Below are 23,807 nucleotides of genomic sequence, written 5' to 3'. Positions count from 1 at the left end.
GGTGCGCAGCGACCGGCTGCGGCCATCTTTGCGCCACTGCGTCTATGGTGCAGACTGCGGTGCTACGCCAGATCGCCGGAGTTGCCGTGAATCCAGCCGTGCCCGACCGGGCTGCACTGAACCGTTTCATCCAGGCCATGCCCAAGGCCGAGCTGCATATCCATATCGAAGGTTCGCTGGAACCGGAGCTGATCTTCGAACTGGCGCGGCGCAACCAGGTGAAGCTGCCCTATGCCAGCGTGGAAGACTTGCGCGCGGCCTATGCCTTCACCAACCTGCAAAGCTTTCTCGACATCTACTACGCCGGCGCCAGCGTGCTGCTGCACGAAGCCGATTTCTTCGACATGGCCTGGGCATATTTCCTGCGCGCCAAGGCCGACAACGTCGTGCACGCAGAACTGTTCTTCGACCCGCAGACCCATACCGACCGCGGCGTGCCGTTCGCTGCCGTGATCGACGGCCTACGCCGCGCCTGCGACCGGGCCAGAAACGAACTGGGCATACAGGCCGAACTGATCCTCTGCTTCCTGCGCCATCTCAGCGAAGAAGCGGCATTTACCACCTTGCAACAGGCCAGGCCGCATCGCGACAAGTTTGTCGGCGTAGGCCTGGATTCCAGCGAAGTCGGCCATCCGCCGGAAAAATTCCAGCGCGTGTTTGCCGCCGCGCGCGAGCTAGGCCTGCGCGCCGTCGCCCATGCCGGCGAAGAGGGCCCGCCGCAGTACATCTGGGACGCGCTCGATCTGCTGCAGGTGCAGCGCATCGATCATGGCGTGCAAGCCTTGCGCGATCCGGTGCTGGTACAGCGTCTGCGCGAGCAGCGCATACCGCTGACGGTCTGTCCCTTGTCGAATATCAAACTGTGCGTGTTCGGCGATCTGGCCCAGCACAACATCGGCGAGCTGCTGCGCCAGGGCCTGGTCGCCACGATCAATTCCGACGATCCGGCGTATTTCGGCGGTTACATGAACCAGAACTTCGTCGAGACTTTCGATGCACTGCAGCTGGGGGCGGCAGAGGCGATAACGCTGGCGCGGAACAGTTTCGAGGCGAGCTTTGCCACGCACGCGGACAAGGCGCGCTATGCAGCCCTGCTGGAAGAATGCTGCCGCGAACACGGTGTGGAGGCTTGAATTCGCCGCCAGCATGGGCCGGCGCCGGCGAAGGCGACCGTTGAATACCTGAACCATAACGAGGACTGGCCGCCGCGCGGCCAGCGGGGAGAACCATGGGCAAACTGACCACGCACGTACTCGACACCGCCAACGGCAAGCCCGCTGCCGGCGTCGCGATCGAACTGTATGGCATCGTCGCCGGCGCGCGTCTGATGCTGGTGCGCGCTACCACCAACAGCGACGGCCGCATCGATTCGCCGTTATTGCAGGACTACAAATTCCAGGCCGGCATCTACGAGCTGGATTTCCATGTTGGCGACTATTTCGCCGCACTGGGTGCAAACCTGCCGCAGCCGCGCTTTCTCGACGTGGTGACCTTGCGCATCGGCATTCACGATGCCTCGGCGCACTACCACGTGCCGCTGCTCGCCTCGCCGTTTGCCTACAGCACTTACCGTGGCAGCTGAGGCCGGGGCGTGAGCGACTACGTCATCGAATGCCTGACCTTCCTGCTGCGCTGGCTGCATGTCGTCGCAGCAATAGCCTGGATTGGCGAGTCGTTCTACTTCGTCGCGCTGGACCGCGGCCTCAAGCCGCCGAAGGAGGCTGAGGGCAACCTCTACGGCGAGTCCTGGTCCGTGCACGGCGGCGGTTTCTACCGCAAGCAGAAATACCTGCCCGCGCCGCTGCAATTGCCGGCAGAGGTGCATTGGTCCAAATGGAAATCGTATACGACGTGGATGTCGGGCTTCGCCCTGTTCACGGCGATCTACCTGCTGTCGCCGCAGATCTACCTGATCGACCCGGCCGTAGCGGCCTGGACGCCGACCCAGGCCGTGGCCACGGCCGTGGCGTTTCCGCTCATCGGCTGGCTGCTTTACGACGGACTGTGCCGCCTGCTCGAGGATCGCGACGATATGCTTGGCGTTGCCGTCGCCGGCCTGGTCCTGCTGCTGTGCTATGCGGCGACGCACCTGTTTGCCGGCCGTGCCGCATTCCTGCTGGCCGGTGCGGTGCTGGGCAGCATCATGTCGGCGAATGTGTTCTTCGTCATCATTCCGGGGCAGAAGAAGATCATCGCAGCGCTGGAGAAAGGCGAGGCGCCAGACCCGCTGCCGGGCAGGCGCGGCAAGCAGCGCTCGGTGCACAACACCTATTTCACCTTGCCGGTCGTGTTCGCGATGCTGAGTACGCATTACGCGACCGCGTACGCGCATGCCGATGGCTGGCTGGTGCTGGCGGCGTTCATGGCGGCGGGGGCTTTGCTACGGCAGTTCTTCGTGGTCTGGCATAGCGGCGAGCGTGCCTGGTCGCTGCTGGCCGTCGGTGCCGCGATGCTGTTCGGCGTATTTGCCTGGATACGGCCGCTGCCCCGTACGACGGTTGCTGCGCCATCAAGCGTTGCCGCTTCGTCGGCGCCGATTGCTGCGGTTGTTGCCGGGCCGCTGCCGGAGACGGCGGCGGTGATGCCTGTCGTGGCCAAGCACTGCGCGATCTGCCATTCGGCGCATCCGCAGCTGATGGGGGCGGCGCCCAAGGGAATCGTGTTCGATACCGCGTTCGAACTGGAGTCGCACAGGGCGATCGTGGGGCGGCAGGTCGGGGTTTTGCGGGTGATGCCGCCGGGGAATCTGACGGGTATGAGTGAGGAGGAGCGCGCGGTTTTGGCGCGGTGGGCGGGGGAGTAGGTTTCTCGGTTTTCTGCGGGGGATGGTTTTGTGTGTTTGATTTGGATTGGCTGTGGGTCGATCTTCGCTGGTCTTGAGTAAATGCCGGTGTTTTCTGCTTGCTGGTCCGCTTTTCGGGCACAGGAAACAGCGATTTTGCCCAGCTGCGGCGCGTGGCTGTGTTCGATTCGAAGCAAGAAGCAAAGGCGGTTTCGCCCGCCTGCGGCGCGCGACCTACGTTCTCTTTGCTTGCCCAAAGTGAGATAAGGCAAAGAGAAAGGGCACCCCAGATGCCGCGGTTTTGGGCCTTCCATGGCCCAAAACGGCGCGAGGCCGCTACGGCGGTCGGCGCAGGGGACATCCTGTCCCCTGCGCCGACTCGCGGCCATCCCTGGTCGCGACCCTGCGGGTTTTCCCTGCGTACCTCGCCGCGGCATATGGGGCCCCGGAAGAGGCGCGCTTCCTGCGCGCAGAAGCGACGGCAACAGCCAAGGCCAGGGCCTGAGTCGCAGCACAATCGCCGGCAGCGGCAGCGGCAGCGGCAGCGGCAACAGCAACAGCAACAGCAACAGCAACAGCAACAGCGGGATGTGCGGTTGGCGTTGCAGCAAGTGGGTCTGGTTCTGGTCGCTTTCTCTCCACGCGCCAAATCTGGGGTAAAGAGGCTGCTGATTCAAAATGGATAGTCGACGTTATTCCAGATTTCCTGGGATCTGGTATGTCGCTGCCAGTGTCGCTTCATCGCAATTGTTGCCTGGTCCGCCGCGGTCGATGACGAGGAAATCGCTGACCTCGCCCAGCGCCAGCAGCGGGTGGTGCCAGGTGCCGGCGCGGTAGTTCACGCCTTGTCCGTTGCGGGCCAGGAATAGGCGTGGCACGGCATCGGGTGTCTCGGCCACGACTACGAGATACGGCTTTTTCGATACGGGTACAAAAGCCTGGCTGCCGAGTGGATGGCGTTCCAGCATGGTTACGGTAAACGGCAGTTCGCGCGGCTGGGCGCGGAACAGGCTCACGATTGGACGACCGCCTTCGCGGTCGGTATCGACGGTGGCGAGGTCGTGGAAGCGGGTGGTCGTGCCCGCATTGATCGCGTACGTCCTGGCGGCCGATGCGGCTTCGATAACGTCGCCGAATGGCGCGAAGGCGTCGCGCGTCAGCGGTTCCACCGCCAGGGCGATAGATCGGTTCATGCAGGCTTGCCGCGCAGGCGCAGGCGCGAAACGCCGCCGTCGGGATGGATAGTGAAACGTACATGGGTCACCGGCGCATGCGGCTGTATTTCGCTCGTGAAAAAATGCTGATGGTCCATCTGCAATTTTTGTTCGGGCAGCAGTGCTGGCCAGAACATCGACTGCGTGACCAGAGATTGCGCCGTGCCGCCGGTCACCTGCGCGCCTTGCAGCGAGCAGCGGTCGGGATAGTTGCCTTTGAAATGCGCGGTATCGACTTCGATGGATTCGACGATGCCGGGCAGGGCCAGCGCGATCACGCACCAGTCGTTGCCGGGTTCGCGGCGGCGCCGGGTTTCCCAGCCATCGCCCATGTTGAGGCCGCGGCCGGGCAGCAGCAGGCGGCTGGCGGGGCCGAAGTGTTCGTTGTTGGCGGCGACGACGGTGCCGCCGTTGAGCGCGGCGACGAGGTCGGTCAGGCCATCGTCGCCATCGCTTTCGCCGCCGAATTTCGGTGTGGCGTAGACGCGCAGACGGGCCAGGCCGCCATCGGGGTAGAGGTTCACGCGCAGGTGGGTGCAGGGCGTGTCGTCGCTGACGGCGAAGTAGTGGTGGCTGTTGCCGGTCAGGTTGACCGAAGGCAGCAGCGGCGTCCATTCGGTCCGTTCGTCGGGATCGCTGCCAATGAGATAGCAGGCTTCGAGCGAAGCGGCCGGCGGGTAGTTGCCGGTGAAGTGGCTGGTGTCGAGGTCGACGCCGTGGATGCGGCCGGGCCGGGCCAGGCGCACCACGCACCAGTCGTGGCCGCTGATGCGCTTGCGCCGGCTTTCCCAGCCGTCCATCCACTTGCCGTTGTCGTCGTATTTGCCCGGGATGAAGACGGCCGGATCTGGATTGAGCATGCGCGATTTGTCGGCAAAGAAATCGTCGCTGGCGGCCAGTGCCGCGGCGCCCAGGCGCGCGTCGGCGAGGTTGACGTAGCGGCGGACGAAGTCGGGGGCGTTGGGATCGGCAGCGGCGACGGCCATGCGGTAAAGCCTAATGCGGGAAGGGAATGCCGATCCTGCCTCGGGGCGGCACAAACGTCGAGAGGCAGCAGCAAACCGGTCTTGCGTAGGGCGCGATGAGCACAGCGAATTGCGCCGGATGCCCGTGGGCTCGCCGCGGGTGTCGAGACCTCGCGGTGCAATTCGCTTGCGCTCATCGCAGCGTGCGATGGCGCAAGGCGGTTACGCCGTCATTGCCTGCAGCCGTATCTGCGCGATGCGCTCGATCTGGCGCAGCGCCTCGGCCAGTTCCGCCGCGCGGGTGTTGCCAAGACGTGCCGCCATCTGGGCGATGATGCTGCTACGGTCGTGGCCGCGCACGGCGATGATGAAGGGAAAACCGAATTTTGTGGAATAGTCGCTATTGAGCTGGTGCAGGCGTGCGTATTCCTCGGCGCTGCACTGGTCGAGGCCCGCGCCGTGCTGTTCGCGGCGCGAATCGTCGGTCAGTTCGCCGCGCAGCGCGGCTTTGCCGGCCAGTTCCGGATGGGCGCGGATCAGGGCGAACTGTTCTGCGCTGCTTGCCTGCGCGACGACCGCCGACATGGCGGCGTGCAAGGCGTCCAGCGAGGCGAAAGGCCGCTGCGGCCAGGCGCGTTCGGCCACCCAGGGCGAGTGTTCGAAGATGCCGCCGAGCTGTGCGGTGAACGCGGCCCGGTCCAGGGCATTGAGCTGGTCGAGGGTCATGCGGACTCCCGGTACGGATGCCGTTGCTGCCAATGCCGTGCAACGTCGATGCGGCGGCAGACCCAGACGCGGTCGTGCCGCGCGATATGGTCGAGGAAACGCTGCAGCGCGATAAAGCGCCCCGGCCGGCCGAGCAGGCGGCAGTGCATGCCGATGGAGAGCATGCGCGGCGTGTGCTCACCTTCGGCATACAGCACGTCGAAGCTGTCGCGCAGGTAGTCGAAGAACTGCGTCGCGGTGTTGAAGCCTTGCGGCGTGGCGAAGCGCATATCGTTGGTATCCAGCGTATAGGGCACGACCAGATGCGGCCTGATGCTGCCGTCGGACAGGCTGACCTCGGTCCAGAACGGCAACTCGTCGCCGTAATAGTCCGAGTCGTAGACGAAACCGCCGTGCTCGACCACGAGACGTCGCGTATTCGGGCTGTCGCGGCCGGTATACCAGCCCAGCGGCGCAGCGCCGGTGAGTTCGCGCTGTATCGCCACGGCGCGCTGCAGGTGCTCGCGTTCCGCGCTTTCGTCCATGCCCTGGTAGTGGATCCAGCGCCAGCCGTGCGAGGCGATCTCGTGGCCCTGGGCCAGGCAGGCCTGCACGAAGGCGGGATTGCGCTGCATGGCCATGGCCACGCCGAACACGGTCAGCGGCAGGCCGCGGCGTTCGAACTCGTCGAGGATGCGCCAGGCGCCGACGCGCGAGCCGTATTCGTAGATCGATTCCATGCTCAGGTGGCGTGCCGGGTAGCTGGCCGCGCCGATGATTTCGGAGAGGAACTGCTCGCTGCCCGCATCACCGTGCAGCACGCAGTTTTCGCCGCCTTCTTCGTAATTGAGCACGAATTGCACGGCGATGCGCGCCTTGCCGGGCCAGTCGGCCTGGGGCGGGGTGCGGCCGTAGCCGATCAGGTCGCGGGGATAGTCAGGCGAGGGCATGGACGCGGTCTGGCTGAACGATGGCCGAGTGTCGGCGTTGCCGCGCTCGCTGTGCAAGCCTGTGGGCCGATGCAGGAACGCGCCGATTTGCTACGGTTGCATTTTTGTGTCCGTGGGAAGCCGATGCAGGACTCTACTGTCTCGCCAGAATCGCGCCGCTGGCCGGGCTGGCTGCGCGAAGTACTGCCGCTGTCCGGCTGGCCGTCGCTGGCCTTGCTGCTGGGCACCGCGGCGGCGCTGTGGCTGGACCCGCTGTTTGGGCGCAGTGGCGACAGCTTGGCGGGATGGCTGGCAATGGCCGTGCTCAACGGCATTCCCTGTGCGTTGCTGTTGCTGCTGCTGTTTGCGCTTAGCCGGCGTCTGATCGTTTCCAGCGTCGTTGCGATAGCGCTGTATGCGGCCGTGGTCGCGGTCAGCGCGATCAAGCTGGAGCAGCTCGGCCTGCCGCTGCTGCCGGCGGATTTCGGTTTTCTGAGCAGCGGTGGCGGCTTGAGTCTGTTCTGGCATTACGTCGAATGGCGCCAGGCGCTGCTGCTGGCCGGGCTTTGTGTACTGGCAGCACTGGCCCTGTGGGCCGAGCCGGCGCAGCGTCCGCGCGGCGCGATGCGCGCAGGGCTGGGCCTGGTGGCTGTCGCGGGCCTGGCCAGCCTGCTGTCGGGTGCGTCGTTCTGGCGTTACGGCTACGACGGCTGGAACCGCGGCTTCGAGCCCTGGTCGCCGGCGGAAACGGTGGCGCGCCTGGGCGTCGCGCCGACCTTGCTGCTGTATCGCTGGGAATTGTCGCGGCCCGACCGGCAGGCGCCGGATCGCGACCGCGTGCTGGAGTTCGTCGCCGAACATGCGCAGGCCTTCGGCCGCGCCGCGGCGCTGGAACCGGCGGAGGAATTGCCCGACATCGTCGTCGTGCAAAGCGAATCGTTCTTCGATCCGGCGCGCCTGGTCGGCGTGGAAGAACGCGACAGCCTGCCGAATTTCCGCCGTCTGGCGGCACAGGGCTGGTCGGGCGACATGTCCGTGCCGACCTTTGCCGGCGGCACCATCCGCACCGAATTCGAAGTGCTCAGCGGCGTGCCGCTGGCGGCGTTTCCGGGCGTGGAATACCCGTATTTCGAACTGGTCGACGCGCCCATGCCGGGCCTGATGCGCACGCTGGCCGCGCAGGGCTACAGCACCACCGTGCTGCATCCCAACGATGCAGCGTTCTGGAACCGGCGCGACGCCCTGCAGCGCCTGGGCGCACAGCGTTTTCTTGCCTTGCCCGAATTTGCCGCGGCGCCGAAATCCGGCCTGTTCGTGGCCGATGCCGCCCTGACCGACCGCGTCGTGGCGGAACTCAAGGAGGATGGTCCGCCGCAGTTCCTGTTCGCCATCAGCATGGAAGCGCACGGGCCTTACGAAGTCAGCCCGGGCTTGGACGCGGACACGCTGGCGGCGATTCCCCTGCCGGCGGCGCTGGACGAATACGGCGCGCGCACCTTGCGCCATTTTCTCTACCACGCGGCCAATGCCGATCGCGAACTGGGCCGCCTTGCCGAGGTGCTGCGCCAGCGCGCGCGGCCTACCGTGCTGCTGTTCTACGGCGACCATCTGCCCGGACTGCATTCCAGTTTTTCGCAATTGGGATTTATGGACGGACAGCCGGCACGGCAGCAGCCGGTGCCGTATCTGATCCTGGACAGCCGCCGCGCCGCGCTACGGCTGGAGCAGACGCGCTCGTGGATGCTGCCGGCGATCCTGCTGGAAGCGGCCAAGGTACCGCCGGATGCCTATCTCGCCCTCATCGCCGCCCTGCGCCAGACGCCGGCTGCGTTGCTGCCCGGTGGCGATGCGGCCGCGCCGGAAGGGCGTTTCGTCGAACTGGCGCGGCTGCGTGTGCGCGACGAGTTCGATCTTGGGGACTATGCGGCAGTGCTGGGTGTCGAGGATTCCGCTCTGGACGACGAGGCCGCAACCAATTGAACCGGTGGTTGGGGTCGGTAGGCTGGGTAAGCCGCAGGCGCCCCCAGCATCGAGGTGCATCACCATCAAAGAACCATGCCGAAGGAATGTTCGCCATGACGAGACGCAAACTAAAGCTTTCGTTCGCCACGGCTTTTGCACGCAAAAGCGTCCTTCGCCGCGCGCTTTTTGTGGCGGAAATACCTCGATGTTAGGGGGCACCTTGCGGCTTACCCCAACCTACCTTGTCCTGAAATGGCAAACTCGCGTGTCGCTTACGTAGGAATCCGCAATGACCGCACCCAATCCCGCCCAGGCCGGGCAGCTTGCGCCGCGCGACCAGCTGGTCGACCTGGATGCCTTGCAGCAGGCTTATTATTCGCGTCGGCCCGATCCGCAGGACCCGGCGCAACGCGTCGCCTTCGGCACCTCGGGACACCGCGGTACTTCATTCGCCGGCAGCTTCAACGAAGCGCATGTGCTGGCCATCACCCAGGCCATTTGCGACTACCGCGCGCAGCAGGGCATAGACGGCCCCATCTTCGTCGGTTTCGATACCCATGCGCTGTCGCGGCCGGCTTTCCACAGCGCGCTGGAAGTGCTGGCCGGCAATGGCGTGGAAACGCGCATCGCCACCGGCGACGAATACACGCCGACGCCGGCGATTTCGCAGGCGATACTGGTGCACAACCGCGGCCGCGAGCGCGGCCTGGCCGACGGCATCGTGATCACGCCGTCGCACAACCCGCCGGAGGACGGCGGCTTCAAGTACAACCCGCCGAACGGCGGCCCGGCCGATACCGGCGTCACCGGTGCGATCGAACAGCGCGCGAATGCCTTGCTCGCGGCCGGTCTGGCCGGCGTGCGCCGCGTGGGCCTGGAGCAGGCGCGGAAAGCCTCGACCACGCGCGAACACGATTTCGTCGCGGCCTACGTCGGCGAGATCGGCGACGTGATCGACCTGGATGCGATCCGCGCCAGCGGCATCCGCATGGGCGTCGATCCGCTGGGCGGTGCCGGCCTGCGCTATTGGCAGCGCATTGCCGAGCAGCACCGCCTGCCTTTGCAGGTGGTGAACGACCGCGTGGACCCGCAGTTCGGCTTCATGACGCTGGACTGGGACGGGCGCATCCGCATGGACCCGTCGTCGCGGTATGCCATGCGCAGCCTGATCGATCTGCGCGACCGCTTCGATATCGCCTTCGCCTGCGATCCCGACCATGACCGTCACGGCATCGTGACGCGCAGCGGCGGGCTGATGCTGCCGAACAACTATCTGGCGGTGATGGCGGATTATCTTTTTACCCACAGGCCGCAATGGCCAGCCGGCGCCGCGGTGGGCAAGACCCTGGTGTCCAGCGCGCTGATCGACCGTGTCGCCGCGCGCCTCGGGCGGCCGCTGTACGAGACGCCGGTCGGTTTCAAGTGGTTTGTCGACGGCCTATGCAGCGGTGCGTTGGGGTTCGGTGCCGAGGAAAGCGCGGGCGCGTCGTTCCTGCGCCGCGACGGCAGCGTCTGGAGTACCGACAAGGACGGGATTGCGCCGGCACTGCTGTCGGCCGAGATCACCGCGCGGCTTGGCCGCGATCCGTACCAGCGTTATCGCGAACTGTGCAGCGAACTGGGCGAGCCGCATAGCGACCGCGTCGACGCACCGGCCACGCCGGAGCAGAAAAAGAAATTGTCACGGCTGGCACCTGCGCAGATCACCGCCAGCGAGGTCGCCGGCGAGCCGATACTGCAGGTGCTGGACCGGGCGCCGGGCAATGCCGCAGGTATCGGCGGCATCAAGGTGGTCTGCGCCAGCGGCTGGTTTGCGGCGCGGCCGTCGGGCACCGAGGCGATCTACAAGATCTATGCGGAAAGCTTCCGCGGCGAAGCGCATCTGCGCCAGATCCTGGGCGAAGCCCAGGCCGTGGTCGACGCCACGCTGGCAACGGGCTGACAGCACACGCATCCGCCGTCCGGTATACAAGACGGCGGATGCGTGTTTGTTGCATTGTTCTGCGTTTGGGTCGCAGCGTTTCGCCTGTGCAGGCTGCGATGAACGACGCGAACTGCGCCGTCGCGGTGTTCAGCGTGAGGTCCGGCCGAACTTGCGGCGGCGCAATTCGCTGTGCTCATCGCTCCCTGCGGGGTGCTGCCTCGCCTGTCGGGACTACATCAGGGCAGGGCGATCGCGGCCTGGTAGGCCAGCCACGCGTCGAGGCGGCCATGGCCGACCATATGGTTCGGCCGCGTACCCGAGGTGGTTCCACCGCAGGTCTGGCTGAACGGTACGGTGGCACTGACTACCGACTGGCGCAGCAGCTGGGCGACCAGGGCCGGATTGCCCTTCAGCGACGGCTTGGCCGACATCATCAATGCGACCACGCCAGCGACATGCGGCGTAGCCATGCTGGTGCCGCTCATGCTGCCGTAGCCGCTGTTGCGTATCGACGAACGAACGCTCACGCCTGGCGCGCTGACGTCGGGCTTGATCGCCGAATTGCCCGGTACCGGGCCGCGGCTGGAAAAGCTGGCCAGGCTGTCGCTGGTGGTGCCGGTGGCACCGACGACGAAGGCCGAGGCATACGTTGCCGGTGGATCGCCGATGGTCGAGCAGGACGAACCGTCGTTGCCCGCTGCGGCAATCACCATCACGCCACCGGCGACCAGATTGTCCACTGCCGTCTTGATTTCATTGCCGCCGCTGCAGCCTTCGCCGGCGGTACAGCCCCAGGAGTTGCTGGTCACGTCGGGTGCCAGGTCCGGATTCGGGCTGGCGTTGGCGAGGTTGGTCGGCGCGAGCATCCACTGCAGGCATTCGATATAGCGTGCCGGCGTACCTGCGCCCGCCGCCATATTGCGGCAGCCCACCCACTTCGCGCCCGGCGCCACGCCGATCTGGTTGCTGCCGCCGTCGTCGCCGGCAAAGGTGCCGGCGGTATGCGTGCCATGGCCGTTGTCGTCACAGGGCGCGGCAGCGTTGTTGCCGCAGGTATTGCCCGACGAGTTGTGGATGGCGTCGTGCCAGTTGTAGTTGTGATTGGCCGTGGTGCCATTCCAGCCGCGGTACTTGCCTTTCAGCGCCGGATGATTCCATTGGTAGCCCGTATCCATGCCACCGATCACCACGCCCTGGCCGCGGAAACCCGCCGACCAGACCGAAGGAGCGCGGATGCGCGTCACGCCGGGTGTGACCGCCGTGATGGCCTCGGTACTGGTGACTTCCTGCTGCGGCAGTTTCTGCACGAACGTCGCATTGCGTTCGACCCTTGCCACCGCGCCGAGGCGCGAACCGCGCTCGGCCGAGGCGAGTTCGCGCAGGGCAGCGGGGGTCAGCTGCGCCTGGATCACGTTGGCAATCCAGTACGGCTGATAGGCGATGCCTTTTTCGTCCAGCCAGGCACGCACGTCGGCCTGCTGCTCCTCGGCGCGGGCGATCAGGTTGGCCACCAGCACGCGGCGGCGCAGCAGATAGTCGGCGTCTTCGGCCAGTGGCGTGGTCAGCGGCGTGGCCTGGTCTTCCAGCACGATCAGCACGTCTTGCAGCTGGCGGCTGTTGTTGGCCTGCAGTGCCGGATCGATCTGCGCGGCGCCCACACCAGCCGAAGCTGCCAGCAAAGCCAGACACAACAGGCGGCGCGCCGGTAAATGGCCGGCAATCAACGAATTGCGATGCATCGGTATACCCTCCCAGGTACGTTCAAACCAGGTGCCACGATTGGCCCTGGCTACAAACGCCACAGTCCCCGCGACCGCGGCAAAAACCGACGAATGCCATCACATGCCGTCAGGCACATGCCCTGGTAGGCGATTCGAAAAAGCAACTCTGCCATCCTTATACAGATTCCCCTGTCTTGTCGATGGCATGAACGTAGCGCGCAAGCAGGCTGTGATGGACTTGCCGGAATGGCGTGACGGTGGCGGATGGGGCGGTTCGCGGGCGTGCGGCGTTGGCTCAGGGATAAGCGAGTGCAGCGACTGGCTGGCGAGTACCGGGTCGGCAAATCGGTGATATGTGCAGGTGTGGAATCGACATGCCTTCGCCGCAGAGCCCTCGTACGGAAACATTGCAATGTCGGGATTCGCCGGCGGCTGGCCGGGAGGCTTTTTTTCCCGACTATGCAAGCGCGCAGCGCCAGGGAGCTGGCTTACCGAAATTCTCGAAGCAGCGATTTCACCGGGGATATTTTGTCACTGCCAGCACAATGTCACGTACAGGACGGCGGAAACGCAAGTTGCGAGCCGCCGCATAAACGCCGTGTCACAAGCGTTATCGTCGCCATTGCCATTGCCATTGCCTGTGTGCGTTGGCCGTGGCTGTTGCTTCTGCGCGCAGGAAGCGCGCCTATCCGCGGCATCCGGGGGGGCTCTTTGGGTACTTTCTCTCCACAAAGAGAAGTAACGAGCGCGCCGCAGGCGCGCGATACGCTCCTGCTTTCGACGCAATCACGGGAACCGAAACCCATCCCCCACGGCGCAATTCGCTGCGCTCATCGCGCCCTACGAACGACACCATCACAAACCCCTATCCCCCAATAAAGCGCAACCCAACCCCCGCCTCCGTAGCGATATACCGCGGACTAACCGCCTCATCCCCCAATTTACCGCGCAACTTCCCCACCAGAACCCGCAAATAGTGCGTATCGCCCTGATGCGTAGGCCCCCACAATTCGCGCAGCAGCTGCGGCTGCGTCACCACGCGCCCCGCATGCTGCAGCAGCAGGGCCAGCAAGGCGTACTCCTTTCGCGCCAGGGCCACCGGCACGCCGGCCAGGCTGACTTCGCGGCGGGCCAGGTCGATGCGCAGGTTGCCGTCGTCGAACAGGGGCAGGGCAGTTTCGCTGCTTGCGCGCGAACGCAGCAGCACGCGGATGCGCGCCATCAGTTCCTGCAGGCCGAACGGCTTGGTCACGTAGTCGTCGGCGCCAGCGTCCAGCACCTGTACTTTTTCCGCTTCGGCCGAACGCACGCTGAGGATCAGCACGGGTACGCTGGACCAGGCGCGCAGTTGCAGCAGTACTTCGCGTCCGTCGAGATCGGGAAGGCCCAGGTCGAGGATGACCAGGTCGGCGCCGCGGCTGGCCAGGGCGGCCAGGCCAGTGTTGCCGTCGGCGGCCAGTTCGACGGCATAACCCTGGGCGCGCAAGCCAATATCGAGGAATTTGCGGATCTGCGGCTCGTCGTCGATGACCAGGATGCGGGCGGCGGCGTCGCTCATACGGCAGGGGCGTCGGTAGTGGGCAGGGACGAGTCGGTCATGGTAGCGCGAACCATGGCGCCGACGATGGCGGCGGAGGCGCTCTCGCTGGCCGCGCCGGTGGTGATGGCACGGGCGCAGTTGGCATGTACCCACATGGCCTGCATGCGCGGCGGCAATTGCTCGACCAGGAATTCGGCCAGCGCGCGTACCGCGGGCAGCTGGTGGCGGCGCGACAGGTAGACCAGGTGCAGCACGGACTCGCTGGCCTGCCAGTCGGGCAATACCTGTTCCAGCCGGCCTGCCTGGATGGCCGGGCCGCAGACGGCTTCGGGCAGGCCGGCAATGCCGTGGCCGGCCAGGGTTGCCTGCAGCAACACGTTGAACTCGCCGCACAGCAGGCGCGGTTCCACTTCCACGCGCACGCTGCCTTCCTCGCCCTGCTGCGGATGCGGATAGAAAGTCCAGGTTTGCACAGTTTCCATTTCCACCAGGCTGATGGTGTCGTGGCCGGAGAGATCCTGCGGTGCAGCGGGGCGGCCGCGCGCGTCCAGATAGGCGGGCGTGGCGACCATGAGCTTGCGTGTAGGCCCTAGCGGACGGGTGATCAGTTCCGCGTCCATTTCCGGCCGCGGGCGGACGCGCAGGGCCATGTCGATGTTTTCGTTGAACAGGTCGAAACGGCGGTTGGATACCAGCAGCTGCACGCGTACCCGCGGATAGCGCTGCATGAATTCCGGCAGGCAGGCGGCAATCATGTTCTGCGCCACTTCCACCGGCGCGCTGATGCGCACCAGCCCGCGTGGTTCGGCGCGCTGGCTGGCAATGGTTTCTTCGGCGGCGCTGGCTTCGGCGAGCATGGCGCGGCAGTGGGAAAGGAATTGCCGGCCCAGTTCGGTGACGGCGAACTGGCGTGTGGAGCGCTGGATAAGGCGCACGCCGAGTTCGTCTTCGAGCTGGGCCAGGCGCCGGCTCAGGCGCGATTTGGGAATGCCCAGGGCGCGTCCCGCAGGGGCAAAACCGCCGTGCTCGGCGACGGCGGCAAAGAAGGCGAGGTCGTTGAGATCACGCATATGTCGTTCTGTTGGTGGGACGATGCGTCCGATTCTAGATGACTACTGCTCGATTGGTGCTATCCATAGTATCTCTGGCGCCGGCAAATCGCCGTTTGAAGGAGATTTCCATGAAACTGCTGCAGCTCGATTCCAGCCCGCTAGGTGCTTATTCGGTGACCCGCGAACTCGGTGCAGCCGTCGTGGCGCAGTGGCGCCAGGCCGTGCCCGGGTTGGACGTGAAGTACCGCGACCTGGCCAGCGAGGCGCTGCCGCACTGGACGCCGCTACCGCGCGAGGCCGTCGACAGCCTGGCGCCGGACGTGCGCGCCGAGGTCGAGCGTAACGAAGCGCTACTGCAGGAATTCCTCGCCGCCGACGTCGTCGTGGTTGGCGCGCCCATGTACAACTTCGGTATTCCCAGCCAGCTCAAGGCCTGGGTCGATCGCATCGCGGTAGCAGGGCGTACCTTCCGCTACACCGCCGAAGGCCCGCAGGGACTGGCCGGTGGCAAGCGCGTGATCGTGCTGTCGGGCCGCGGCGGTTTCTATGCGGATGGCGCCATGCAGGCGGCGGATTTCCAGGAAGCCTATCTGCGCCAAGTGTTCAGTTTCCTCGGCGTGACCGAGATCGAATTCATCCGCGCCGAAGGTATCGGCATCGGCACCGAGCAGCGTGCGGCGTCGCTGGCGGCGGCACATGCGCGCATCGCGCAGCACGGCGTGGCCAAGGCGGCCTGACAGGTCGGACGCCGCCGCCTCGTGCGGCGGCGCTTTGCGCTTGTGTACAAGTTAGGCCCGTGTCCGCTTGCATGAAGCCAGGCATGCGCGTATCTACGGTGGGCGCATCTGCGCGACGCAACCACCTTGGAGGACACATGAGCTACGTGGACGGATATGTCGTGCCGGTACCGAAAGACAAATTGGGCGAATACCGCAAATTGTCGCGCCGGGCGGGCAAGATCTGGATGGAGCATGGCGCGCTGGCCTATACCGAATGCGCGGCGGACGATGTCAAGCCGGGCAAGTCGACCTCGTTTCCCCAGGCGGTAAAGCTGAAGGAAGGCGAGATCGTGGTGTTTTCCTGGATCGTCTACAAGTCGCGCCGCGACCGCGATCGCATCAACAAGGCCGTCATGGCCGATCCGCGCCTGAAGATGGACCCGAACAGCATGCCCTTCGACGGCAAGCGCATGTTCTATGGCGGCTTCAAGGAAATCGTGAAGTTCTGATCGTGCTGGGCGCCGCCGCGTCTGCGGTGGCGCCGCGGGCGAATGCCGGCGCAGGCGCTGTTCACGGCCGCGGCCTGCGGCATTGCCTCCATCGTGTGTCCCACTTCGCTGTCGTTTCGCGTACCTCGCCCCGCAGGGGTTGGAAACGAAACGAGGCAGGAGTGGTTGCATGGTCAGGATTCTTCTTATCGCTGCGCTTGCGCTGTTGCCGCGCCCGTTGGGGGCGCAGAACGACTACGGTCTCGATCCCGTATTCAATGGCGGCAACTGGTATGTGGACGCGTTTGCCGGCTCGGCCCAGCTGAGCTATCGCGCCAGGAAAATGCTGCGGCTAGATACGGGTGAACTCGTCGTCGCCGGCGTAGTGCCAAAGGCCGGCCGCGACGTGCTGGGACTGGTGCGCTACGACGAAGCGGGCGTACGCCAGGCCTGGAGCAATCCGGGCAGCAACGGAGCGAACGGCAACCAGTACCTGGTGTTCGATCCGTCATCCGTGTTTCCGCGGCCGGTGGAAGACGTCAAGGATATCGTGCGCTTCGGTGACCGGCTGTTCGTGCTGGTCGAAACGCTGCGCTATACGATGACGACGCAGCCGCCGTTTCAGACTTTCTTCGCCGGCCATGCGGTCGACATTTACGTGTTCGGCGCCGACGGCGCCTACCTTGGCAGCACGGCGGTGATGAGCGACAGCAGTACCGCTGCGCGTGAAGTATTCGGCGCTGGCATCGCTGTTTACGGCAACCTGCAGTTTCCGGAAACGGTATCGCTGGTGTTCGGCGGTACCTCGCTGGAGAACGGCCAGGGCCTGCCGGCCTTTGCACGTTATACCGTCGGCGACGACGCAGGCCTGGCGCCGGTGACGAATCTGGTTTATCCGAATCCGGGCAACCGCTGCGGCAGTCCGCGTCGTTGCGATATTGCCGGTATAGCCCTTGGCGGACGCAGCGGCAGTGTGCCGCGCATCTATCTGGGGGGCTCGGCCTTCGCTTTCGACAACTGGGATTTCCTGGCCTTGCGCGTGGACGCCAACGGCGTGCCAGTGGCCAGCTTCGGCGGCGACGGTGCAGCCACTTTCGGTTTCAACATTGCTGGCGATACGCTCAACGACGGCGGCCGTGCCATCGTCGCGAGTGGCGGCATACTGGGCAATAACGACGAAATCTATGTTGCCGGCGATGTGGCTGTGCGTTGCGGCGACGGCGTCGGCATCGCCAAGTTTCGTGCCGACGGCAGCAAGGACACCACCTTCGGCCCCGGCGGCTTTGGCGCCGTGCGCTTCGGCGACAGCTATGTGGCACCAGGCACGGCCTGCTTCAATGGCACGCCGGATCGCTATGCACATGCGCTGGCCCTGTCAGGTACCAAGCTGGCGCTGGTCGGACAGACCAATCGCGCCTCGATATTCATCGGCGGGGAGCTGAATGTCGATGCGTATTTCGGTGTGGTCGACAGGGCTTCCGGCCTGGCCGATTTCGCCGACGATTTTCCTTTCCGGCCTGCCGGCGACAGCCGGCACTCGGGCCTGTGGGATGTTGTCGACGGCAGCAACGGCCGTTTTGCCGCGGCCGGCGACGTGCGCTATCGCGCAACGGCACCCGGCGGTGTGGCCGGAAAAATGCAATTTGCCACACTGCGCTTTGCGCCGCGCCTCGACGCGATTTTCGCCGATGGCTTGGAGTAAGAGCGTCTGACAAATGGCGGACTGGCGGGACGTCAGGCCGTCATCCTGAAGGGGCGGGCGGTAAGCCATTGCGATCGGATCGCAAGCAGTTTGCTGGATGCTGCGAGTCGCGGCAGCGGCTGAGCCGATGGCGAAGCGCCGTACCGGGGTATTGTCGCGGTCGCTGCTCCAACGAACGTTTTGCAGGGGGCACAGTCTCTGGCCTGCCATATAGCAATGATCGGCCTTCCCCCGCTCGGCATTGAGGCGGGCTTTTGCCGGCATCATGCCTGTGTGGATTGTTCGCACAACACAATGTGCCCCCCAGGTCTCGACCCAAATTCGTCGCCGGCACCAGCCGAGCCCGCTTGCTTCGCCGTTGCGTTCGCGCACTGCGCTTTTTTGCATTTTCTCACGATGACTTCGTGCGCCTCGTCGTTCCATCGGGCGCACTTTCCGCGTGCTTTCGGCAGAACATAGGCGCCAATTGGCCTGGCCGTGACTACGCGTCGCCCTCGGTGAGTTTCGCGATTGCCCGAACCGTACGCTGCCGCCTTGGATGACAGTCGTCATGGTGGACTGTTAACAAATGGGAATACGCCGCGGAATGGTGTTTGCACCATCGTCTGGCGTAAACCGTCCGGTTGCGAACGGTTGGAGCAGTATTGTCTGCGCCGCTGAAAAGGCGTGCAGTGAGAAATAATGACAAGCGATGCGGATGCTCGTGAGTGTTCTGTCGTGTTCAGTGCAAAAAACTTCGTTGCGGCAATGCATACCGTCAAATCGATGCGGTCAATCTTCAATAGTACTGGCCAGCCTTGTTGCTAATTGACACAACAAATGTCGCTGGATTCGCCAGGGCCGTTCGCTGTTTGCTGAAAATCTATTCAAAGATACTCAACAGTTAAAAAAATTGGCCGTTTGGACAGGGTTTGAGTCTGTGCGTTCGCGCTAGCATCCCGAGGACATCGCCACCCCGACGATGGTGGCGATGGCGTGATAATCGCTTTGCTCTCGTTGGTTGATTAAAAATAAAGACCACGTGCTTGAATGATTTTTCCTTCTGAAAGGAAAATCGCTGTGCGCAGGTAATGATCGAAAAATTATTGACGATGAAGCGCCCACCATACGGTGTCGTAGTCATGTACTGCGGCAATCACCCAAGCTTGCAAAAAGGACATCAAGACCTGCGTGGACCGCTTCGAATCCCTACGGTTATTTACCCGCATCGTCGAACTTGGCAGCTTCACCCGCGCAGCCGGTGAGCTGGGCATACCGCGCGCTACCGCCACCCACGCGATCAAGGCACTGGAAGCACGCCTTGGGGCACGGCTGCTGGAACGCACGACACGTCAGGTCTGCACTACATTGGACGGCCAGGCCTACTACGACCGCTGCGCGCGCCTGTTGGCGGAACTGGAAGAAGTCGAGTCCTCGCTGGCCAATCTGGCCGAAGATCCGCGCGGCATCGTGCGCGCGGACCTGCCGGGCTTACATGCCACTCATATCGTGTTGCCGCGCCTGGACGAGTTTCATCAGCGCTATCCGAACATCGAGCTGATACTCGGCCAGAGCGGTGCGCGCGCCGCCGATCTGGTGCGTGAAGGCGTGGATTGCCTGGTGCGCAGCGGCAGCGTCAATGATGCGGCGATGTTGCAGCGGCGCCTGGCGCAATCGACTGACGTGCTGTGTGCAAGTCCGGGCTATGTGCGTCGCTGCGGCATGCCGTCGCAACCGGACGAGCTGATTCGGCATGTCGCGGTCGGATACGTTGCGCGTGGTCGCGACGCGGTCAATCCGTTCACCCTGATGGTGGCGGGCGAGCGCCAGGAATACCGTCTGCGCAGCACCGTCTCGGTCGACGATGCAGATGCCTATATCGCCTGCGCCGTACGCGGCCATGGCATCGTGCAGCTGCCGCAGTTCCAGGTTGCGCGCCAGCTGCAGGAAGGCAGCCTGGTACGTGTGCTGCCGGCCTGGGCCTCGCCCAGCCGGCCGATTTCGCTGCTATGCCCCAATTCGCGGCGCCTGCCGTCGCGTGTGCGCGCATTCGGCGAATGGCTGGAAGGTGTCTACGCCCAGGCGTTTGCGTAAGCCGGCACGCAGTAGCCGGTAGGTTGGGGCGCTTCGCGGCCGGCCCCAACCTGCGTTTCTTCTGCGTTTTTACGCCGCCTGGCGTCCGCGGGCGAGCTTGTCGGCGATCAGCGCGAGCAGGCCTTCCTCGGAATACGGTTTACTCAGGATGGTATCGACGCCGGCGGCGCGCGCCAGGTCGCGATGCCGTTCGGTAGTGCGCGAGGTGATCATGATGATGGGAATGCCGCGCGTGCTGTCTTCATTGCGGATGTAGGAGGTCAGTTCCAGGCCGTTCATGCGCGGCATTTCCAGGTCGATGACCATCAGGTCGGGACGCTGGCTGCGCACGCGTTCCACTGCCTCCAGGCCGTCGCGCGCGGTGGCGACGCGGAAACCGGCGTCGCCGATGACCTGCTCCAGCGAACGGCGCACGCTGAGCGAATCGTCGACGATAAGCACCGAGGGAATCTGCTGCGCCGGGCCGCGCACCGGGTTGGCGAACGCCGTGGCTTCGGTCTGGCTGCGTCGTGCCAGCAGTTGGGCCAGGTCGATCACGATGGCGACGGAACCGTCGCCGAGAATGGTGGCGCCGCGCACGCCGGGATTCAGCGCCACATGCGGGCCCAGGCGCTTGATGATGACTGAGCGTGCGTCGCTGATCTGATCGACCAGGATGGCCAGCCCGGCCTGGTTTTCGTCCTCGGTCAGCAACACATGGCGGCTGCTGCCGTTGGTGCCGGTATCGCTGGCATAGCCAAGCAGTTGGGCCAGGGGCAGCGCCGCGCGCGGTGCTTCGTCAGGCAGGTGCAGCAGCATGCGTCCGGCGCTGCCGCGCAGCTGTGCCGGTTCGTATACGGCCATGCGTTGTATACCTGCCAGGTTGATGGCGATGCGGGTGCCGGCGCAATCGGCCAGCAGCACCTGGGCGGCGACCTGGCTCAGCGGCAGGCGCAACTCGAACTCGCAACCGCGGCCGGGCTCGCTGCGCAGGCTGACGCTGCCTTTCAGCTCGGTCGCGCGCCGGCGCACGATGTCCATGCCGATGCCGCGGCCCGAGGTAAGGGTGGCGCGGCTGCGCGTGGAAAAGCCGGGGTGGAAAATCATTTCCGCCAGCTCTTGCGCCGTGTAGCGGTGCTGTGGATCGAGCAGGCCGAGTTCTAGTGCCTTGTGGCGGATGGCGTCCAGATCCAGCCCGGCGCCGTCGTCGCGGCAGCGCACGACGATGCGGTCGGCATCGCGCTGGAAATCCAGGCTGATGCGGCCTTGCGCCGGCTTGCCGGCGGCGCTGCGCAGCCCGGATGCCTCGATGCCGTGGTCGACGGCATTGCGCAGCAGATGCAGCAGTGGCTCGGCCAGACCGTCGAGCAGTTCCTGGTCGAGCAGGGTGTGCTCGCCGGTGATGACCAGTTCGCAGGGTTTGCCGAGCTGGCGCGAGGTCTGGCGCACGACGCGCTGCAGCCGTGGCAGCAGGCCGGCCAGTGGCACGGTGCGGGCGCGCTGCACGCGTTCGCCCAGGTCCAGTTGCACGCGGTCCTGCTGGGCCAGCAGTTCGCGAAGTTCCACGACGTCCTGGTTGAGTTCGTAGGCCGAGGTGCGTGTATCGGCGCTGGCCTCGACCAGGCGCAGGGTGATGGTATGCAGTTCGTTGTAGCGGTCCATTTCCAGTGCGTCGAATTCTTCGCCGAGGTCCAGGCGCAGCGAATTCAGCGCGGCGCCGCGCACTTCGACCAGTTGCTGCAGTTCGGCAATCAGCGCTTCGAGCGCCTGGCCCTGCACGCTGATTTCGCCGTGGCGGCGATTGACGCGATCGACGCGGTTTTCCACCTGGCGTGCGTAGATGACCGCTTCGCCGCTGAGGCGCAGCAGTTCGTCCAGCAGCGGCATCGGCAGGGTGATTGTCGGCACGGCATCGGTTTCGGCCGCCGCCGCTGCCGCGGGTTCGGCATCGATGTCGGCAGAGGCCACGGCCGGCGCCGCCTCCGGCACTGCGGTCTCGCCTTCTTGTTGCAGCGCGTTGGCGCAGTCCATTACGCGCTGCAGCAGCGCCAGGGCACCGTCGGGCTCGGGACCGCGGCCGAGTACGCGGTCGCTCATGGCTTCCAGCACATCGGCTGCATCGACCAGCACGTCGTCGAGATCGCCGCCGGCGCGGTCTGGCCGTATCGCCAGCACGAGCAGGATTTCCTCCAGCGCATGGGCGAGATTGGCTATGCCGCGCACGCCGACCATGTTGCTGTCGCCCTTGAGCGTATGCGCGATGCGGCAGGCGGCATCGAGGTCTTCGGCGCTGCGGCTGTGCAGGTAGCGGTGGATGCGCTGGGTGAATTCGGCACAGCGTCCGGGCAGCTCCTGCAGCATGCCGGTGCGCACGCTGGGCAACACGTCGGCGGCGATATCCAGGGCGATGTCGTCGCTCTCGGCCAGCTGCTTGCGCTGTTGGCGCAAGGCCGGGTCGGTGCCGATGGCGACACGCGTGAGTGTGGCGGCGAGCTGGCCGGCATCTGCCGCGGAAAGGTGTTCCCGCTCGGCCAGCAGGGCAATCAGGTCGTGTGCAGCGGCGGCATCGTGCGGGTCTTGCAAGTGGCCGATCAGCAGTACCGGCCACAGGCTCAGCACCTGGCCGTCGTCGGCGCCGATATGGCCGGCCTGGAGCAGGCGCTGCAGCAAGGCGGCATAGTGTTCGCAGGCACGCAGCAGCGGCGCAAGGCCCAGGGCGTCGAGCGCCGATTGCAGCAGGGCGAACTGTTCGGTGCAGGCCTCGAGTGCTTCGCGCAACTGGGCCGTTGGCGCATCCTGCAGGTCCAGTGCCACGGAAACAGCGGGAAGCAGCTGCGCAGCGACGGCGTCGCCGATGAGGCCCAGTTCCTGCGGCGAGATCCATACAGTGGCAGCGCTTTCGTTGCCGGCTTCGTTGCGCCCGCTGACGAAAATCGCGCTGTCGTCGGCAGGCATGTCGGCTGCCAATGCCGGCTGCTCGTGCTCGGCGCTGGTCATGCCGCTGCCCGCAAAAGCTCCGTCGTCAGGCGGTGTAGTCGCGGCAAAGGCCGGTTCGCCGCCCGCCTCGCTGTCGTTGCCTGCAAACGCGTTGTCATCGGGGGGCGAACGCCGGGCAAAAGCGGAGTCGTCGTATCCGGCGCCGTCGTTGCCGATGGTGTCGCTTGCAAACGCGTTGTCATTGGGGTGCGAACGCCGGGCAAAAGCGGAGTCGTCGTATCTGGCACCGTCGTTGCCAAACGCGATGCTGCTGGCAAAGGCAGCGTGTTCAGGCCGCAATTCCGCGGCAAGAGGTGGCTCGTCGTGCGCGATATGCACGTCCTCCGCCGTAGGGCTGGCACCGGTGGCGTCGCCGCCGATCAGCGCCCTGTTCCCGGCTGGCGTGCTCGTTGCTGCGGGCTGGCCAGCGGCGCGAGTATCGCGACCGGCGTCCTTGTCGGCGCTGCCGATAATGCGGGAATGTTCTGGCCCTGTGTTCGTAGCGAACGCTGCTTCGGCGCCGACGCTGGTATCGGGTTGGCGTTGTGCGGGCTGTGCGAGGGCGCTGGCGACTGGCAGCGGAATGATTGGCGATGGCGTGGCCTGGAGCAGCAGCCCGGCGTCGCTGCGCAGTGCGGTGCGTACCAGTTCGACCAGACGCGGTTCCAGCGCTGGCATCCAGGGCAGGCGGCACAGCCCTTCGATTACGGCGTTGCCGGCATCGTCAGCTGTCGCCCCGACCAGATAGCTGCACAGTTCGTCCGACCAGGCATAGAACGCGCTGCGGTCGTCCTCGCTGGCTGTACCACCGGGCCAGTGCAAAGGCAATTTGTGCAGTATGCGAAAAATATAGGCGAGGCCGCGCAGGCCGCTGCCGGCACTGCGGCGTTCCAGCTCGGCCAGCAGCGTATTGACGGCGATGCCCACTGTTGCCGGCTCACTCGCTGGGGGAGGGCTGTCCAGCACCAGCGGCGCCAGTTCCGACAGCTTTTCGAGGATGGCGCTGATGGTCGCGTCGCTGATCGTCATGGATTCCCCGCGGGTAGGCGGACTTGGGTAGTACCGAGCCGCGACGC

General features: G+C 65.3%; 17 protein-coding genes. 9 read left to right on the top strand and 8 right to left on the bottom strand.

Annotated features, from left to right (window positions below; all coding sequences use genetic code 11):
• Positions 1-86 precede the first annotated feature (86 nt).
• From DFR29_RS24415 to DFR29_RS24405, 3 genes are all read left to right on the top strand, one after another.
• A complete protein-coding gene (locus tag DFR29_RS24415) occupies positions 87-1,133 on the top strand; it encodes an adenosine deaminase (protein ID WP_243746169.1) in 1,047 nt (348 codons plus the stop codon).
• A gap of 95 nt (positions 1,134-1,228) precedes the next feature.
• Entirely contained in the window at positions 1,229-1,582 is a 354-nt protein-coding gene (gene uraH / locus DFR29_RS24410) for a hydroxyisourate hydrolase (protein ID WP_133821264.1), read from the top strand.
• Between the two features lie 9 nt (positions 1,583-1,591).
• Positions 1,592-2,803 carry a urate hydroxylase PuuD gene (locus DFR29_RS24405; RefSeq protein ID WP_133821263.1) on the top strand — a complete coding sequence of 404 codons (1,212 nt, stop codon included), beginning with the start codon at positions 1,592-1,594 and terminating at the stop codon, positions 2,801-2,803.
• Positions 2,804-3,474: 671 nt separating this feature from the next.
• On the opposite strand, the gene DFR29_RS24395 is transcribed toward DFR29_RS24405, so the two are convergent.
• The 4 genes from DFR29_RS24395 to puuE form a co-directional block, all read right to left on the bottom strand.
• Positions 3,475-3,975: an ureidoglycolate lyase gene (locus DFR29_RS24395; RefSeq protein WP_133821261.1), complete on the bottom strand. Its 501-nt coding sequence runs from the start codon at positions 3,973-3,975 to the stop codon at positions 3,475-3,477.
• Positions 3,972-4,982 carry an allantoicase gene (alc, locus tag DFR29_RS24390; protein ID WP_133821260.1) on the bottom strand — a complete coding sequence of 337 codons (1,011 nt, stop codon included), beginning with the start codon at positions 4,980-4,982 and terminating at the stop codon, positions 3,972-3,974. The genes DFR29_RS24395 and alc overlap by 4 nt, the downstream gene beginning before the upstream one ends.
• A 201-nt stretch (positions 4,983-5,183) precedes the next feature.
• The gene (uraD, locus tag DFR29_RS24385; protein ID WP_133821259.1) at positions 5,184-5,687 is read right to left on the bottom strand and encodes a 2-oxo-4-hydroxy-4-carboxy-5-ureidoimidazoline decarboxylase; all 504 of its coding nucleotides are present in this window, start codon (positions 5,685-5,687) and stop codon (positions 5,184-5,186) included.
• Positions 5,684-6,616: an allantoinase PuuE gene (gene puuE / locus DFR29_RS24380; protein WP_133821258.1), complete on the bottom strand. Its 933-nt coding sequence runs from the start codon at positions 6,614-6,616 to the stop codon at positions 5,684-5,686. The genes uraD and puuE overlap by 4 nt, the downstream gene beginning before the upstream one ends.
• A 123-nt stretch (positions 6,617-6,739) precedes the next feature.
• Here puuE and DFR29_RS24375 point away from each other — a divergent pair, with 123 nt between their 5' ends.
• A complete protein-coding gene (locus tag DFR29_RS24375; protein ID WP_166654314.1) occupies positions 6,740-8,575 on the top strand; it encodes an LTA synthase family protein in 1,836 nt (611 codons plus the stop codon).
• Positions 8,576-8,846: 271 nt separating this feature from the next.
• A complete protein-coding gene (pgm, locus tag DFR29_RS24370; protein ID WP_133821256.1) occupies positions 8,847-10,499 on the top strand; it encodes a phosphoglucomutase (alpha-D-glucose-1,6-bisphosphate-dependent) in 1,653 nt (550 codons plus the stop codon).
• Positions 10,500-10,717: 218 nt separating this feature from the next.
• Here the strand turns inward: pgm and DFR29_RS24365 are convergent, their stop codons facing one another.
• From DFR29_RS24365 to DFR29_RS24355, 3 genes are all read right to left on the bottom strand, one after another.
• Positions 10,718-12,220 (bottom strand): S8 family serine peptidase, encoded by a 1,503-nt coding sequence (locus tag DFR29_RS24365; protein ID WP_133821255.1) that lies wholly within the window; start codon positions 12,218-12,220, stop codon positions 10,718-10,720.
• Positions 12,221-13,067: 847 nt separating this feature from the next.
• A complete protein-coding gene (locus DFR29_RS24360; RefSeq protein WP_133821254.1) occupies positions 13,068-13,760 on the bottom strand; it encodes a response regulator in 693 nt (230 codons plus the stop codon).
• On the bottom strand, positions 13,757-14,812 hold the full coding sequence (locus DFR29_RS24355) for a LysR substrate-binding domain-containing protein (protein ID WP_133821253.1): 1,056 nt from the start codon (positions 14,810-14,812) through the stop codon (positions 13,757-13,759). Before DFR29_RS24355 ends, DFR29_RS24360 begins: the two co-directional genes overlap by 4 nt.
• 110 nt (positions 14,813-14,922) lie before the next feature.
• Between DFR29_RS24355 and DFR29_RS24350 the strand changes: the two genes are divergently transcribed.
• From DFR29_RS24350 to DFR29_RS24335, 4 genes are all read left to right on the top strand, one after another.
• Positions 14,923-15,531: an FMN-dependent NADH-azoreductase gene (locus DFR29_RS24350; protein ID WP_133821252.1), complete on the top strand. Its 609-nt coding sequence runs from the start codon at positions 14,923-14,925 to the stop codon at positions 15,529-15,531.
• 137 nt (positions 15,532-15,668) lie between these two features.
• Positions 15,669-16,022 carry a DUF1428 domain-containing protein gene (locus tag DFR29_RS24345; RefSeq protein ID WP_133821251.1) on the top strand — a complete coding sequence of 118 codons (354 nt, stop codon included), beginning with the start codon at positions 15,669-15,671 and terminating at the stop codon, positions 16,020-16,022.
• Between the two features lie 169 nt (positions 16,023-16,191).
• Positions 16,192-17,703 carry an NHL repeat-containing protein gene (locus DFR29_RS24340; RefSeq protein WP_133821250.1) on the top strand — a complete coding sequence of 504 codons (1,512 nt, stop codon included), beginning with the start codon at positions 16,192-16,194 and terminating at the stop codon, positions 17,701-17,703.
• Positions 17,704-18,873: 1,170 nt separating this feature from the next.
• Positions 18,874-19,776, top strand: coding sequence for a LysR family transcriptional regulator (locus tag DFR29_RS24335; RefSeq protein ID WP_133821249.1), 903 nt, complete (start codon positions 18,874-18,876; stop codon positions 19,774-19,776).
• A 69-nt stretch (positions 19,777-19,845) separates the two neighbouring features.
• Here the strand turns inward: DFR29_RS24335 and DFR29_RS24330 are convergent, their stop codons facing one another.
• Positions 19,846-23,760 (bottom strand): response regulator, encoded by a 3,915-nt coding sequence (locus DFR29_RS24330; protein ID WP_166654313.1) that lies wholly within the window; start codon positions 23,758-23,760, stop codon positions 19,846-19,848.
• Between the last annotated feature and the right edge of the window lie 47 nt (positions 23,761-23,807).

It is taken from the genome of Tahibacter aquaticus (assembly GCF_004363655.1).
In the GTDB taxonomy this organism is placed as follows: Bacteria; Pseudomonadota; Gammaproteobacteria; order Xanthomonadales; family Rhodanobacteraceae; genus Tahibacter; species Tahibacter aquaticus.
This window is presented reverse-complemented; position numbering and strand designations above follow the sequence as displayed.

Coding starts and splice junctions, on each gene's coding strand:
- DFR29_RS24375 (WP_166654314.1), top strand. CDS start 6,740: ATGCAGGACTCTACTGTCTCGCCAGAATCGCGCCGCTGGCCGGGCTGG.
- DFR29_RS24365 (WP_133821255.1), bottom strand. CDS start 12,220: ATGCATCGCAATTCGTTGATTGCCGGCCATTTACCGGCGCGCCGCCTG.
- uraD (WP_133821259.1), bottom strand. CDS start 5,687: ATGACCCTCGACCAGCTCAATGCCCTGGACCGGGCCGCGTTCACCGCA.
- DFR29_RS24345 (WP_133821251.1), top strand. CDS start 15,669: ATGAGCTACGTGGACGGATATGTCGTGCCGGTACCGAAAGACAAATTG.
- pgm (WP_133821256.1), top strand. CDS start 8,847: ATGACCGCACCCAATCCCGCCCAGGCCGGGCAGCTTGCGCCGCGCGAC.
- puuE (WP_133821258.1), bottom strand. CDS start 6,616: ATGCCCTCGCCTGACTATCCCCGCGACCTGATCGGCTACGGCCGCACC.
- DFR29_RS24360 (WP_133821254.1), bottom strand. CDS start 13,760: ATGAGCGACGCCGCCGCCCGCATCCTGGTCATCGACGACGAGCCGCAG.
- DFR29_RS24340 (WP_133821250.1), top strand. CDS start 16,192: ATGGTCAGGATTCTTCTTATCGCTGCGCTTGCGCTGTTGCCGCGCCCG.
- alc (WP_133821260.1), bottom strand. CDS start 4,982: ATGGCCGTCGCCGCTGCCGATCCCAACGCCCCCGACTTCGTCCGCCGC.
- DFR29_RS24330 (WP_166654313.1), bottom strand. CDS start 23,760: ATGACGATCAGCGACGCGACCATCAGCGCCATCCTCGAAAAGCTGTCG.
- DFR29_RS24355 (WP_133821253.1), bottom strand. CDS start 14,812: ATGCGTGATCTCAACGACCTCGCCTTCTTTGCCGCCGTCGCCGAGCAC.
- DFR29_RS24350 (WP_133821252.1), top strand. CDS start 14,923: ATGAAACTGCTGCAGCTCGATTCCAGCCCGCTAGGTGCTTATTCGGTG.
- uraH (WP_133821264.1), top strand. CDS start 1,229: ATGGGCAAACTGACCACGCACGTACTCGACACCGCCAACGGCAAGCCC.
- DFR29_RS24395 (WP_133821261.1), bottom strand. CDS start 3,975: ATGAACCGATCTATCGCCCTGGCGGTGGAACCGCTGACGCGCGACGCC.